Source organism: Idiomarina piscisalsi (assembly GCF_003987095.1).
Classification (GTDB): domain Bacteria; phylum Pseudomonadota; class Gammaproteobacteria; order Enterobacterales; family Alteromonadaceae; genus Idiomarina; species Idiomarina piscisalsi.
Map to the genome: position 1 here is coordinate 128336 of NZ_PIQA01000003.1, position 14961 is coordinate 143296.

Sequence of the window (14961 nt, forward strand, 5' to 3'; positions counted from 1 at the left end):
ACCGGACGGTGGCTTTTTAAAGCGAATAAAACAACGCGTGCTCTTATGCGTCGTCTTTTTTCAAATGCACATCCATTTGTGGGAATGGAATACCAATGCCTTCCTCATCTAAGCGATCTTTAATGCGCTCCAGTAAATCCCAACGGGTTGGCCAGTAGTCTTCGTTTTTGACCCACGGACGCACGTTAAAGTCGACAGAAGAGTTACCCAGATTTGTCACCGTCACCACTGGCTCTGGGTCTTTCAGCACTCGCTCGTCATTGGTAATAACGTCCATTAATACTTGCTTGGTTTTCTGCAAGTTGGCGCTATAGCTCACACCAATGACCAAGTCGATACGACGCAGTTCTTCACGGTTGTAATTGGTAATTGGACCACCGATAATTTCCGAATTCGGCACGTAAATAACCTTGCGATCCGGCGTTTTCAGAATAGTCTGGAAAATATTGATTTGTTCGACCGTCCCGGAAACACCACCAGCATCAACATATTCGCCAGCACGGAACGGACGGAACATAATAAGCAATACGCCCGACGCAATGTTTGACAGAGACCCTTGCAGGGCAAGGCCAATAGCCAAACCTGCCGCACCTAAAATAGCTATAAAGGACGTGGTCTCGACCCCAACATGCGACAGTGCCATCATAATAGCGGCAATGAAGATAACGGTTTTTACAATAGCGCTGACAAAGCTAATAACTGCGCCATCTACTTCACGCTTTTGCATGCCTTTGGACATGACTCGGGTAACGCCATTCGCCACTATTCTACCAATAATCAAAATGGCAATCGCGATAATAAACTTAATCGAAAACTCGATAAGCATATCCTGATTGTCGTTTATCCACTGAACGATGCTGTCCATAACATTTCCTTATTTAACAATAACTAAACTATGATTTCCCAAAATAGCGCTTATTATGGCTATTCGCAAACGCATTTAAAGGCGGAACGAGTAACGCCCCTGCGCGTCTGGCCGCCCCATGTATTGAATAAGCTTTGCCAGGCCTTCTGGCGTTCGCGGTGTTGGTTTTACGGTACCGGACGCTTTAATGTCCTGACTATTGATACTCGCATCAACTTCCAGACTTAAATCGTTGTCGCCTTTCATGATTAATGCGACGGAGTTATCGTCATGACACCCCAGCTCGACCGGAAAGCTCCCTAGTGACTGCCATTGTCCATTGACCAGCACCTGAATATTATCGCCGCTGGCACTACCTTCTAAGTTATCGCACCAACGCACAGGCCCCGGTGCTGTCACCACGTATTCATTTACGTCTAATTCCCAGCGACCTCTCGTTTGCAATGGCAGTTTGGTTTGAGCGATATCTAATAACGCGCCTAAACTACCGCTAGCTTTTATGTCCTGCGCACCAACACGGGTCGAGCTAGCTAATAAACGTCCCTGCAACGAAAATGGATTATTCTGTTTTGGCACTTTGACATCAACAACCAAGTCACCAAGGAAAATCGATGATACTTGCCAGTCCCAGCTAAGATCGTTAATGACATTACCATCGACCACGACTTGTCCGGCAGCCCCTTGCCATAGGGTTCCAGACACTTGCGTCAATTGAATGTTATTCGGCAATGGCATCCAGTAAATAACGCGTGCCGGTAACAATACCAACAAGGTTATTAAATAAGCCAAAACAAGCCAGGGCAGCCAACGCTTCAATTTCATGAGACGTCTTTCACCAATAGTTTTCGTAATCGGACACTGCCTGGTTGTTCAAGCCGGGCAATATCAGCACCGGTTAGCTGTAAACCAAAGTCACTTTCCAGCGCATTCATAAACTGAAGCAGTTGATTAAATGGTACTGTGTCCACTGTGACCAGATACTCTTCACCTTGCGGCTGAATACGCGCCAGCTCAATGTCATACTGCGCCGCAGCCTGGTTAATACGCTGGCTGAGGGAGCCCTTCACGGTTGAGCTTTTGGCGCTTCTACCTTCCATGCTTTTATATCGCGCTATCGCCTGTTGCACCCATTGATACTGGTCTTGCTGAGATTTCAAACGGTTCTCCGCCTGTATCACTGACTGAGAACTTGGCAACCAAATAATGAAATATAAAAACGCAATGGCCAATACAATGGCTAATGCGCTTAGCAGGCGCTGCTCACGGCTATTAAACTGCTGCCAACGGTTATACGCAAGCTGACGATAAGGCTCAAAAATTGCTTTAAGTTTATCCATAACGTTACCCCTGAAGCTCTATAGTCAGTGCGCCGGAAACCTGACTTCCGCGGTTACTCATCGACCCAGCTTCTATGGCTACACCGTTATTTTGAGCCGCCCGTTGAAAAGCTTCCAATTGTGAAAAGCTCTCAGCTGTTGCCTGCAGTCGCAATTCATTATTTTGAAAACGCAGCAACTCAAGCTTAACCGACGGCTCGGCCTGAAATGCTGGCTGCAAGCTGTCGAGAGCAGCTAAAACGGAACGGTCTGAGCCTCCAGAGCCGCCAGCTCTATCGACTTTTTGCTGCAACTGTGCTCTTAAATTGACAATACGGGTTTCGTTTGGAAAAACATCACGGTAAAGCTGCTCAGACTTTGCCTGTAACGAAGCGCGCTGCTGCTCCAGTTGCCAGTATTTTATGCCGTTTAGCGCAACGGCCAACACAAATAATACGCTGGCAGCTATTGCTAGCGGCTTCCAGGGCAGGCTTGATGACTGCCGCTGCTTCTTAGCTCGGAAAGCGCCTTGCCGAAGGTTAATTTCGGCGTTGCTTTGCAGCGCTGCCACAGCAATTGTCATGGGAACTTCAATGTCGGCCGACTCTAATACGGTAGGAGGCTGAGGCCAATCCAGCGGCCCATAGTGAACAATTTTTTCCGGCGAGTCATACTCACTGCTTAGAATGGAGGCAAGTTCAGAAAATGCGGCTCGCTCCACCGCAAAGCCTTGCCAGACCGAGGTTCTTACCAGAACGCTATGACCCAATTCAATAGCGTGCCATTCATTCTCATGAGCCGGCAGCAGGAAAATATCAGGCAACCAACGGTTAGACTCAATTCCTGACTCTGACAGAACACCCAACCACTGTTGCATATGTGCTTTTTCTACAACGGCCACCGGTATTGTCGAGGCTTTTGTTTCCGGCCAGGCAAAATGCAGCGTTTCTATGTCTGCCGCAAGTTCTTCTTCCAACGCATACGGAATAACTTTGTCCAAATGCTTTTTACTCCCCGTCGGAAGGGTAACCTGAGTTAAAAAGACATCTTGACCCGGAACAGCAATAACCACATCACTGCGTGACGCTTTATCCGCCAACTGTGACAGCTCTTCGGTTGATTCCAGCTCGCCGCTGGCAATAAGCTCCTGTTGCTGGTTATGCCACAACAACCAGGGAATGCTTTCTGTTGTTCCAAAAGCAGGCAGTCGTATTATTAGCGTTTCCTGCATGTTTTATTCTCCCATCGCACGGTACAAGGTGGCTACTTCGCCGTTGTTAACGTGCAGTACTGAACGGGCTTTCATTTCAACATCGCCCCATTGTATGTATGCGGTTAGCTGAAAGTATTCACTTTCAACATCAAGTTCTGACAGTTCGCCGTTAAGCTCTGATTTCACATTGGCAATAGCTTCAACTTCATCGACCTCTTCATTCGACTCATAGCCTGCTTCCGGCCTGTTCGACAAGAAGGATTGCGCATCTTGTAACGACATTTTACCTTCTGTCACTGCTGTCAGTAATGCAGCTTGCTCTTCTTTAAGCGTATTCACGTTAATCATTAATGCCGTTTCATTCGGTATTACGCAGACATAAGGACGCAGTTTGCGAACGACTTCCCGATTGTATCCCCTAATCATGCGCAGCTCGCTAACGTCCAGTAGTAAGCTGTTTGCCGCTAAGTATGGCTTAGGCAGTCCCTGATAATCAGGATCTTCAGCACCATTTGAACCCGACAGCTGAGTGTCACCGTCTATCCAGTCAACCAGGCTATCGGTTAACCCCTGGGCCTGATATTCATCGAGTTCAACACCTTGCAATAGCGCTTTATACTGTCGCTTACGTCGTTCCAGCGTGCCAGGGTCTTCCTCATCCGTCACCATACTGTTCAAGTTAAAACAACTGGATAAGTCTCTCACACGAGCCGCTATCTGCCCACCTTCAACCGGGAACGGACCGGTTCGGCTGGCCCAGCTTTGTTGGTTATTCGCGACACCATCATTTTCGTTTAACTCGCGCTTTAACACCTCTTTTAAAACATCCTCAGCGCTTAACCACATCCAGTAACTTTGTTCAGCTTGCTGCAAGTTGCCCATGCGGGTTATTTGCATTTGCAGTTTACTACCGAGGTTCACTGCTATCACCGAAACCAGAGCAATAACCAGCATGACCGTTATGAGTGCGGCGCCTTTTTGACGAGAGTTTTTAGTCTGCATTCGACCCTCCCGAACTTTGCGCCTCCACTTGACCTGCACCAGCAACCAAAAATATACGCTTAATTTCGTCATATTGCTCGGTCTGCAAAGTCACCTCAATGGCTTTCGGTAAATCGCCTTCGCTACGCCACTCTGCGTTCCAGCCCTTATCCAATCCACGATTACCATCGCTTTGACCTGCTGCTCTATAAAAGCGAAACGACAAGTCTGTCACACCGCTCAACAACGTCTGCACAGTCGGCTCGTTACTCCTGTCATTCACAAACGAATAACTAACCCGTTGTAACTGGCCATCCATAACTCGATAAATAACCGGCTGTAACTCAGCTCGCGGCAAAACATCACCCGGGTTATCAAAGCCGCTGCGCACAAAAGCTAGAACGCCGCGCTCCGAATCAAAGTAGCCAACGTCATTACTTAAATACTGGTGCGTTACTTCAGTGTCATTGGGGCGCGTCGGCTTAGCGACTAACTGGCGAATGTCTTGTTGCATTAACAGTTGGCTAAATTGCAGTTGCTCCAGTGACTCACGCCGCTCGCTCGACTGCTGCTCGGTACTGACCATTTGGCTTAGCACCTGGTAACTGGCTATACCAATTACCGCAAATATGGCCATAGTCACCAACACTTCAACTAAGGTGAACCCCGACTGTCGGTTGCCGTTAACGTGCATTCCGGTCACCTCTAGCGGCTGAGTCAGGCTTTCTCAAGTAGCGCGTTAACCGATAATGCTCCCGCCCACCTTCCGTTTTTGACACTATCACTGTGACAGCGACCACGTTAGGAGTTACCGTTTCAACCACCTGCTGCTGCCAATGCCAGGTGGTGCCGGCTTGCTCTGCCGTACCTTTTTTATTGTCTTTTACCGGCCATTCCTGGGCCAGGGACACTTCTGCTATCCGATTTGACGCCACATACTGTGCAAAGGTTTTACTTTGTAAGTCACTTAAACTGGTCAGGTGACTACTGGCTGCTTGTAATGCAGCCAAAGCCGCTAACCCAAAAATAGATAGCGCGACCATGACTTCAATAAGTGTAAAACCTTTTACCCTCATTGCTCAGGCGCCTCATTTAAAACTACCAATTGCCAACTGTTTTCAGTTTTCACCCAACGCTCAGCCGCAATATCATTCGCATTTTCAATTTTTAAGGTAAAAGCTGTCATCTCGCCACTTGGCAAAATAAGTACATCCGGACGCTTTACTTCAGAGTCGTCCTGTTCTGAATCATCCCCGCTGCCAAAAACACCGTCGTTAAGTTCTTCATTTTGAGCCAGCTCAGCCATGTCCTGATTTAATAACTGCCAGCTTAATGGCCACTCAGTTTGCTGAGGTTTAAGCCCACGAGTGTTAAAAGATTGCCAGCTTTCCTCCTGCCAAACCAGAAACTCATAACCATTGTCGTTAAACGCAAGCGCGAGAGGTTGCTGCCGCACCATCGCATACTCACGTGCGTATTGAAGTTGCTGCTGTAGCGTTATTGCTGAGTCTTGAGCAGAGTTTTGCTGACGGTTACTGCCCGGTAACGTCAACATAACTGAGCTGGCAATAAGACCAAGAATGGCCATAACCAGCATCAGTTCAATCAGAGTGAATCCTTGTTGCTGGCGCCTATTGGTCACGGTCGTTGTTGCCAATCATCCAACTACCGAAGTCATCTTCAGTACCCGGTTGACCGTCTGGGCCTGCTGAAAAAATATCAATATCGTCGTACTGCCCCGGGTTCAACAACAGATAGTCGTTGCCGTAAGGGTCTTGTGGTAAACGACGAATATAGCCACCACTGCGATAGCTTCGCGGTTGCGGATCAATATTCGGTTCATTCACGAGCGCTTCTAAACCTTGCTCAGTGGTAGGAAACATACCGTTATCAAGGTGATACTGATCTAATGCACTCTCTAATGACACAATGTCGGCAACAACTTTTTGCTGCGCCGCTCTTTCCTGGTTACCCAGCACGTTAGGTAACACCATGGTTGCCAAAATACCAATAATGGCAATAACCACCATAACTTCAACGAGTGAAAAACCAGATTGATTACGTCTCATAATTAAAGTCCTACACTATTATTTAACTGCAATATGGGCTGAATTATCGACAAAACGATAAAAAAGACGATGCCCGCCATGGTGACAATCAGTACGGGTTCGAAGACCTTAAGGCTGACTGTGACTAAGTTCTCAAATTCTTTATCCTGGTTGTCGGCGCAGCGTTTCAGCATCTGCTCAAGCTCACCCGACTTCTCTCCGGCCGCTATCATATGCAGCATCATAGGCGGGAATAGCCCGGTTTCCTGCAATGCAGCCCTTAACGACGAACCTTCTCTTACCCTGTCAGCGGCTTCATCGACCGCTTCTCTTATCGCTAAATTACCAATAACCGATGAGGTAATCCGCAGACCATCGAGTAATGGCACCGCCGATGACGTTAAAATACTCAGCGTTCTGGCAAAGCGCGCAGTGCTAACCCCTCGTATGACTTTCCCCAACATAGGAAGTTTCAGCAAGCGGTAATGATACTTTAACCGGTTTGTGTCTTTTCGAAGCCACTGTCCAAATAACAACAGTAAAACAGCTAACCCAACAACCAGCCAGAGTCCCCAATTCTGCAAAAACTCACTAATGGCTATCATAGCCAACGTGGTGGGAGGTAGCTCTTGCCCCATAGTGGCAAAGTTCTCGACAATTTGAGGCACTATTGAAACCAAGAGAAATACGACAATACCGATAGCCACCAGAGTCAGCATAAGCGGATAAATAAGCGCCTGCGTCAACTGACTCTTCATGTGCTGCCGTTGTTCGGTGTAATCGGCCAGTTCTTCGAGAACCTGGTCCAGATGCCCAGACTTCTCACCCGCAGCCACCATTGCCGTATACAGCGAGTCAAACACCCCAGGGAATTCCGCCATTGCCTCAGCCAGACCATAACCTTCAACGACTTTGCTTCGTACTGACATAACCAGCTTTTTCATGCGTGGCTTTTCAGTTTGATCAGCAACGGCCAGTAACGCTTGCTCAATAGGCAAAGCAGAGCCTACTAAGGTCGAAAGCTGACGAGTAATAAGGGCAAGGTCCTGCGCTTTGACTTTTCGAAATGTGAAGCCCCAGCGATTCTGCGCACTCTGCTTCTTCTCTTTTTCCGCCGCAGCAGAAATAGCAACAGGCATAAGGCCTTGCTCACGAAGCATCTGCCGAACCTGACGTTCAGTATCGGCCTCAAGCACGCCTTTTTTCTTACGTCCATTATTGGCTATTGCCTGATACTCAAATGCTGCCACGTATTACTCCTCGCGAGTGACTCGCAAGACTTCCTCTAGTGTGGTTTTCCCTTCCAGCACCTTTTGCAGGCCGTCTTGTCGTATGCTTGGGGTTGACTGGCGTATGTACTTTTCAATCGCCTGTTCACCGTGACCGTTATGCACAAGTTCGCGCACATGATCATCGACCTGGAGAAGTTCGTGAATACCCGTTCGCCCTCTATAACCTGTATGGTTACATTCCTCACAGCCGCCTGCGCGGTAAACAATATGTTCCGAACTTTTACTCAGCCCTAATATCTGGCGCTCTTCCGCATCGGGTGTATGAGGCTGACGACAGCTACTACATAAAGTCCGAACTAAGCGCTGAGACAACACCGCCAATAAACTGGAGGACAGCAGGAATGGTTCAACCCCCATATCCTCAAGACGTGTGATAGCACCCGCAGCTGTATTGGTGTGTAACGTCGACAAAACCAAGTGCCCCGTCAATGATGCCTGCACGGCAATTTGAGCAGTCTCTACGTCTCGTATCTCACCGACCATGACAACGTCAGGATCTTGCCGCAGAATCGCTCGCAAACCACGCGCGAATGTCATATCAACACGCGGATTCACCTGTGTTTGTCCAATACCGTCGATAGCATACTCGATGGGATCTTCTACTGTCAGAATATTACGGTCTTTCGAATTAATTTCGCTCAGCCCGGCATACAAGGTCGTACTTTTACCGGAGCCGGTTGGGCCAGTCACAAGGATGATGCCATGCGGCTTATGAATCAGCTGCTGAAAGATATTACGGTTTTCCTGCGTCATTCCCAGCTGCATTAGGTTCAAACGTGCATTGTTTTTATCAAGCAAACGCAGAACAACGCGTTCACCATGGTTCGACGGCATAGTCGACACCCTTACGTCGACCGCTCTACCAGCGATAAGCAATGAAATACGACCGTCTTGCGGTATACGTTTTTCAGCAATATCCAGCTGTGCCATGACCTTAATTCGGGAAACTAATAGAGAAGACAACTTACGGTTCGGCTTCAATACTTCACGCAATACGCCATCAATACGGAAGCGAATCAGTAGTGACTTTTCGAACGTCTCTATGTGAATATCCGATGCCCCTTCTTTTATAGCCTCACTTAACATGGCGTTAATGAGTTTGATAATAGGTGCATCGTCTTCACTTTCTAATAGATCTTCGGTTTGCGGTAACTCGTCCGCCAGTGAGAACAAGTCAGACTCATTCCCAATGTCTTCCATCAGCTGTTTTGCCTCTGACGAGTCGCGCTGATATGCCTGCGTCAACAGGGTTTCAAAGTCGTTGGCGGGGTGTTCTTGCAAGGTGAACGGTTGACCCAGTTTGCGTCGCACTTCCCTAAGCGCCTGCGCGGAAACGCCTGCGCGGCAGTGCACAACCATTGGCTCCCCCGACTCCACCACGACGCCGAAGCGTTTGGCAAAACCAAAAGGTAACCGTGTTGTCGCAATAGCACTCGCGTCAGTCATTCTCTTTCTCTGGCTGTTTATTATCCAGGTACTCTTCGAAGCCGGGCGGCAAGGTTAACTCACTGTCCCATTCATTCATTACCGGAGACTCTTCCATTGGCATCAAGGAAATACCGCGTGAACGCTCGTCCAGTTGCAGTGCGCGCATATAGTTGTATTTTGCCGAGCTGATTTCTCGCATGCGCTTGCCATTGCGAACTATCGTGGGGCGAATAAATACCATTAAGTTGCGCTTTTGCTTTGACGTTGAGGTAGAGCTAAACAGTCTTCCTAACACAGGAATGTCGCCCAGCAGCGGTATCTTAGACACTGACTCCTGTACGTCTTCGTCGATAAGGCCGCCCAGAACAATGGTTTCGCCATCGTCCGCCATGACGGTTGTTTTCATTTCACGCTTATTAATAATAACGTCCACTGAGGTTGCGCCACTTAAGCTTGAGACTTCCTGCTCAATAGTCATTTGCACGGCGTCGCCTTCATTAATTTGTGGCGTCACTTTCAGCTTTATACCCACTTCAGTTCGGTCGACCGTCTGGAACGGGTTGTCATTGTTATCGCCAGTCGTTGACCCCGTAATGGTTGGCACTTCCTGACCGACCAAAAAGCTGGCTTCTTCGTTATCAACCGTAACAATGCTGGGTGTCGCTAAGATGTTTGAGTTGGTATCCTGAGTCACTGCTTGGACTACCGCTGCCCAGTCATTCTGAATAGTACCGAACATCATGCCGTTAACCGAGCCTAACAAGTTAGCTAGCAACGAGATATCGCCGGGTTCATCAGGGTTTTCAATAACACGATCATTTTCTGTAATAATTGTTGTGCCTTCACGGTCTCTAGCCTGATAAGCCCCAGCAGCCAAGCTACCGATAGGCACTTGACTACCGTCATTATATTGCACCATACCGCCGTCTTCGCTTATCCACTGGACACCAAAGTTGACGTTATCGCCTTCCATAATTTCGACAATAATAGCCTCAACCTGCACCTGGGCACGGCGAATATCCAGGTCGTGAATGACTTTCTCCAGAGAAGCCATCATGTCCTGCTGAGCCGTTATAACAACTGAGTTCGTCGGTTCATGCGGACTAATGCTCACAGAGTCGTTATTATTGCGTCGGCGAGTTGTGTTGGTATTTGACGTTTGCTGTTCGCTTTCTGCCTGTATTGAACGACTGACGTCATTCAACACTTCAACCACTTCGGGCGCTTTTGCGTATTTCAAATAAAATACACGCGTATTACCTTCCGACTTTAAGTCTTGGTCAAGTTGCTTAATAAGCTTAACAACTCGAGCTCTTGCCCGCGGCTCACCGCTGACAATAACCGAGTTACTGCGCTCGTCGGCAACGATTTTAGGAATCAGCAAAGGTGGTGTTCCATCGTTATTGCTTTTTTCATACAGTGACTGCGCAATACGCACAATTTCACTGGCCGACGCATACTCGAGGTGAATCATATCAACGTCTTGGTCACCTGCCCTGTCGACCCGCTCGATAATCTCGACCAAGCGCTGCACAGTCTCTGAGCGGCCGGTCATCATAATAACGTTTGAAGGGTCGTAGCTAACCACCATACCACCACCACTTTGATCATTAAGCTGGCGCAATAAAGGCGCTAATTCACGTACAGAAACATTTTCAACGGGAACAACGCGAGTGACCATTGCGTCGCCAGAGCCTTGGCTATCAGCGTCCATAACGGGTAATGACGATGTCTTAGCGTCGCGATCTCGAATGACTTTAAGTACGCCAGATTCCATCTCAACCACAGCAAAGCCGTAAACTTCTAGGACGTTAAGAAAGAACTGATAGTACTGCTCTTCATTCATCACGTCATAGCTACGCACATCAATTTTGCCACGCACATTTGGGTCGATAATAATGGTTTTGCCCAAGTTACGGCCAACCACCTGAATAAATTCGTTGATGTCGGTATTTTTAAAACTGGCCGCATATTCTTCTGCCGTTAATGGCGTACTCATTACGCTTACAGCCACCCCCAGGGCTCCGAGCCAATTTCTTAAGCCTCTTTTTGCCACTGACATATTAGTTTTCCTGTTTTTCCGGTAGCTCAAACGACAGCTCCATCCGTTCACCATCGCGCTCTATTTCGATTGATACTTGTTTTTGGTTAGCCAGCTCCTCACTGGCTAACACGGCTTGTTCCATATCGGTTAAGTCGTAGCCATTGATAGCGACCGCCAAGTCGCCATTTTGAAACCCTGCTTGCTGAAAAAGTTCGGGATTTTTTGCCGCCTTTAGTCGATAACCAACAAGCGACCCTCCTTCCATAGCCGGAGAAATGCTCACATACTCCATTATCGAGGACGGATTATCTGCTATGTTACGCAGCTCAGTTTCGACAAATTCTGTTCTGCTTTTATCATTTTCAGCAGAGCCTTCCGGCGAGCGTTCATCAGCGACCGTTTCGTCTACGGTCAACGATAATGCCGGACGGTCCTCACCAACATCTTCCATCACCAGCGTTTCGAGTCGGCCGTTATTGTCGAGGATAACGCGATCAGCGTATATCTCTTCAACCGTCACCCGAGAACTGCCAATGCTTTCGCCAATAATATAGGTGCGCTGTTGGCTACCCTGCTGAATAATAGCGGCAGAGCGCTCTGGATTAGAGCTTGCAGATACCCCGATAAGACGCACATTCAGTGTCGTTTTCGGCGCATTGCGCGAGTTTCTTGGCCCCTGCTTTTCTGACTGACCAAACAGGTGAAGCGCCTGAATACCACCAATGTCGATTGTATTAGCAGACGATGACGTCGAATTAAACTTCGGAACGGTCGGTGGGCTATTTTCCGGCTCATCGGGCGATAGTAACGACCAAGTAAACTCAGCAAGCAACACCGCAACACAAAACCACAGGAATGCGGTAAGCGCGAGCATAAGTCTGCGCCAATGGGCTGAATTCGTAAAATACTGTTGAAGTCTGGCAGTCACTTTATTCTTATTCTTGTTACACTGACAAAAGAGATTCATGCATTCTAGCGCAGCCAACATGAGTCAACAATCGCTTAACACAAACTTTATAACGAAATGATTGCGGTTTTATGACAAAGAAGCAAAAGCATACAACATCTGACACCGGTGTTCGCCTGGATAAATGGCTCTGGGCGGCACGTTTTTATAAAACCCGGGCACTTGCCAGAGAAATGGTCCAGTCAGGTAAAGTACACTACGACGGCCAACGCAGTAAACCCTCTAAAGTCGTTCAGGTCGGTGCCATTATTAAATTACGTCAGGGCTTCGATAGTAAGGAAGTCGAAGTACTGGAGTTAAGTGAGCAGCGGCGCGGCGCGCCCGAAGCGCAGCTTTTGTATCGAGAGACAGAAGAAAGTCTGGCAAAACGAGAAGAAAACGCTGAAGCAAGAAAGCTTAATGCATTGTATAATCCACACCCTGACGGACGTCCGGATAAAAAGCAGCGACGTCAGTTAATTCGTTTTAAAAAGGAGTGACCATGGAGTACCCAACGGATCAATTATCGCGTTATACATTTAACGACCATGACGTGCGCGGTGAGCTTGTCCAGCTAACCAGTAGCTATCAAACGTTAATCCGTGGTCATGACTACCCGGCTCCGGTTCAGGAAGTCTTAGGGCATATGATGGCCGCTGTTTCATTGCTGACTGCGACATTAAAATTTGAAGGGCACATTGCCGTTCAGCTGCAAGGCGATGGTCCTCTGAACTTTGTTGCCGTCAACGGTAACCATAAGCAAGAGCTACGTGGCATAGCTCGTTTACGAGCTGAGTTAAACGATACGGATCTGCGCTCGATGATTGGTAAGGGTCAATTAATTATCACATTAACGCCTGAGACTGGAGAGCGTTACCAGGGCGTTGTCAGTGGTGATGCTGACTCTATTGCCGAAATGCTTGAAAACTACTTTGAGCAATCAGAGCAATTGCACACCAAAGTCTGGCTTCATGCTGACGGTGAACACGCAGCGGGTATGTTGTTGCAAAGACTACCGTCTTCCGGGCAAGACCTTACGGGCTTCGAACACTTGGCAACACTCACTGACACTATTACCGCCAAAGAGCTTTACACCGTACCAGCAGAGGAGCTACTGCATCGTTTATATCATGAGGAAACCGTACACCTGTATCCGGCTCAGCCGGTCAGTTTTGTCTGCGGTTGCTCTCGCGACAAAACATTGGACGCATTAGCCTCGGTTAAGCCTGAAGAATTAAAAGAAATCTTAGAGAGAGACGGCGAAATCGTCATGACCTGTGATTACTGCCTGACTGAGTATGTTTTTAAACCCTCTGATTTTAATTAGGCTTCTTGCTTGATACAAAAAAGCCCGATATTTTCGGTATCGGGCTTATGTTTGTTTTTATTTACTTCTTCTTTTTCAAAAACTTCATTAGACGCTTTCGCTTGCGTTGCTGCGACAGCGTTAATTGGTTTTTCTTGCCGGCAAATGGGTTTTTCGGCTCTTTGAATTCAATTTTTATTGGTGTGCCCATTATGCCTAATGCTTTTCTAAAGTAGTTCATTAGGTAGCGTTTATAAGAGCCTGGTAAGTCAGTCACCTGGTTGCCGTGAATAACAATTCTTGGTGGATTATAGCCGCCAGCGTGAGCGTATTTTAACTTCACACGGCGTCCTCCGACCAACGGTGGTTGATGTTCCTCTTGTGCCATTTCCATTATTTTTGTCAGCTTAGAGGTACCTATACGCTGAGTTGCGCTCGTATAAGCTTCTTCGACCGACTCAAATAAATGACCAACGCCCGTTCCGTGTAGCGCAGAAATAAAATGCAAACGAGCAAAGTCGACAAAGCCTAAACGACGGTCAAGTTCACGTTTTATTTCTTCCTTATGATCACTTTCTAAGCCGTCCCACTTATTCACCGCAATAACGATAGAACGACCGGCATTAAGAGCGAACCCAATAAGGTTTAAATCCTGATCAGTAATCGTTTCTCGTGCGTCAATGACGATAAGAACGACGTTTGCATCTTCAATTGCCTGTAGGGTTTTCACCACAGAGAACTTCTCAATGGCTTCTCCAATACGACCTCGACGACGAACACCTGCTGTATCAATTAAGATGTACTCGCGATCATCACGTTGCATCGGAATATAGACCGAATCTCGGGTAGTGCCTGGCATATCGTAAACGACAACCCGCTCTTCACCCAGAATTCGGTTAGTCAGCGTTGATTTGCCTACGTTAGGTCGACCTACAATCGCCAACTTAAGAGGCAAGGCCTCATAATCGATTTCATCGTGTTCGAGATCTTCAGAGTCCTCTTTCGTCGATGCAATAACATCCGGGTAGTCATCAGCCAACGGCTTAAAGCAGGTTGTCAGCAACTGCTCAACGCCACGCCCATGAGCAGCAGCAATACCGTATAGCTCACCGAGGGAAAGAGAATAGAAGTCTGCCATCGCGGAAGTGGCATCAATGCCGTCAATTTTATTACAGACTAAATAAACTTTTTTGTCTTGTTTGCGCAGATGAGTCGCTATGGCTTGATCACCAACTGTGACACCGTCACGTGCATCCACCATAAACAAAACGACATCGGCTTCGTCGACAGCCAGTAGTGACTGCTTCGCCATCTCTTCATCGATACCCTCTTCATCGCCATGGATACCGCCGGTATCAACAACTATGAATTGATAGCCGTCGTAGTTTGCTTGTCCGTATTTTCTGTCTCGGGTTAACCCGGGAAAGTCCGCTACCAACGCATCGCGAGTGCGTGTTAACCGATTAAACAAGGTGGATTTCCCAACATTTGGGCGCCCCACGAGCGCAACAACTGGTAGCAT

The 14961-nt window shown here is 47.8% G+C and carries 16 protein-coding genes; 2 read left to right on the forward strand and 14 right to left on the reverse strand.

The annotated features are described in order from the left end of the window. Positions 1–43 precede the first annotated feature (43 nt). The 13 genes from CWI73_RS05470 to gspC form a co-directional block, all read right to left on the reverse strand. Positions 44–865, reverse strand: coding sequence for a mechanosensitive ion channel domain-containing protein (locus tag CWI73_RS05470; protein ID WP_126751886.1), 822 nt, complete (start codon positions 863–865; stop codon positions 44–46). Between the two features lie 75 nt (positions 866–940). Beyond that, positions 941–1687 (reverse strand): type II secretion system protein N, encoded by a 747-nt coding sequence (locus CWI73_RS05475; protein ID WP_126751887.1) that lies wholly within the window; start codon positions 1685–1687, stop codon positions 941–943. Further along, positions 1684–2202: a type II secretion system protein GspM gene (gene gspM / locus CWI73_RS05480; RefSeq protein WP_053953967.1), complete on the reverse strand. Its 519-nt coding sequence runs from the start codon at positions 2200–2202 to the stop codon at positions 1684–1686. Before gspM ends, CWI73_RS05475 begins: the two co-directional genes overlap by 4 nt. Positions 2203–2206: 4 nt before the next feature. Further along, positions 2207–3412: a type II secretion system protein GspL gene (gene gspL / locus CWI73_RS05485; RefSeq protein WP_126751888.1), complete on the reverse strand. Its 1206-nt coding sequence runs from the start codon at positions 3410–3412 to the stop codon at positions 2207–2209. Positions 3413–3415: 3 nt separating this feature from the next. Next, positions 3416–4396: a type II secretion system minor pseudopilin GspK gene (gene gspK / locus CWI73_RS05490; RefSeq protein ID WP_126751889.1), complete on the reverse strand. Its 981-nt coding sequence runs from the start codon at positions 4394–4396 to the stop codon at positions 3416–3418. Then, a complete protein-coding gene (gene gspJ / locus CWI73_RS05495) occupies positions 4386–5069 on the reverse strand; it encodes a type II secretion system minor pseudopilin GspJ (protein ID WP_126751890.1) in 684 nt (227 codons plus the stop codon). Before gspJ ends, gspK begins: the two co-directional genes overlap by 11 nt. Next, positions 5059–5451, reverse strand: a complete 393-nt coding sequence (gene gspI / locus CWI73_RS05500) for a type II secretion system minor pseudopilin GspI (RefSeq protein WP_126751891.1) — start codon at positions 5449–5451, stop codon at positions 5059–5061. Before gspI ends, gspJ begins: the two co-directional genes overlap by 11 nt. Further along, positions 5448–6032, reverse strand: coding sequence for a type II secretion system minor pseudopilin GspH (gene gspH / locus CWI73_RS05505; protein ID WP_241968837.1), 585 nt, complete (start codon positions 6030–6032; stop codon positions 5448–5450). The genes gspI and gspH overlap by 4 nt, the downstream gene beginning before the upstream one ends. Beyond that, the gene (gspG, locus tag CWI73_RS05510) at positions 6007–6444 is read right to left on the reverse strand and encodes a type II secretion system major pseudopilin GspG (RefSeq protein WP_126751892.1); all 438 of its coding nucleotides are present in this window, start codon (positions 6442–6444) and stop codon (positions 6007–6009) included. The genes gspH and gspG overlap by 26 nt, the downstream gene beginning before the upstream one ends. 2 nt (positions 6445–6446) lie before the next feature. Beyond that, positions 6447–7673: a type II secretion system inner membrane protein GspF gene (gene gspF / locus CWI73_RS05515; RefSeq protein WP_126751893.1), complete on the reverse strand. Its 1227-nt coding sequence runs from the start codon at positions 7671–7673 to the stop codon at positions 6447–6449. A 3-nt stretch (positions 7674–7676) separates the two neighbouring features. Beyond that, the gene (gene gspE / locus CWI73_RS05520; RefSeq protein ID WP_126751894.1) at positions 7677–9161 is read right to left on the reverse strand and encodes a type II secretion system ATPase GspE; all 1485 of its coding nucleotides are present in this window, start codon (positions 9159–9161) and stop codon (positions 7677–7679) included. Further along, positions 9154–11205 carry a type II secretion system secretin GspD gene (gene gspD / locus CWI73_RS05525; protein ID WP_126751895.1) on the reverse strand — a complete coding sequence of 684 codons (2052 nt, stop codon included), beginning with the start codon at positions 11203–11205 and terminating at the stop codon, positions 9154–9156. Before gspD ends, gspE begins: the two co-directional genes overlap by 8 nt. Before the next feature lies 1 nt (position 11206). Further along, positions 11207–12061, reverse strand: a complete 855-nt coding sequence (gene gspC, locus CWI73_RS05530) for a type II secretion system protein GspC (protein WP_241968838.1) — start codon at positions 12059–12061, stop codon at positions 11207–11209. Between the two features lie 164 nt (positions 12062–12225). Between gspC and hslR the strand changes: the two genes are divergently transcribed. Together hslR and hslO are read left to right on the forward strand one after the other, a co-directional pair. Beyond that, positions 12226–12633, forward strand: coding sequence for a ribosome-associated heat shock protein Hsp15 (hslR, locus tag CWI73_RS05535; protein WP_126751896.1), 408 nt, complete (start codon positions 12226–12228; stop codon positions 12631–12633). A gap of 2 nt (positions 12634–12635) precedes the next feature. Next, positions 12636–13460 carry an Hsp33 family molecular chaperone HslO gene (gene hslO / locus CWI73_RS05540; protein ID WP_126751897.1) on the forward strand — a complete coding sequence of 275 codons (825 nt, stop codon included), beginning with the start codon at positions 12636–12638 and terminating at the stop codon, positions 13458–13460. A gap of 61 nt (positions 13461–13521) precedes the next feature. Here hslO and der read toward each other — a convergent pair whose 3' ends face one another. Then, positions 13522–14961: a ribosome biogenesis GTPase Der gene (gene der, locus CWI73_RS05545; protein ID WP_126751898.1), complete on the reverse strand. Its 1440-nt coding sequence runs from the start codon at positions 14959–14961 to the stop codon at positions 13522–13524.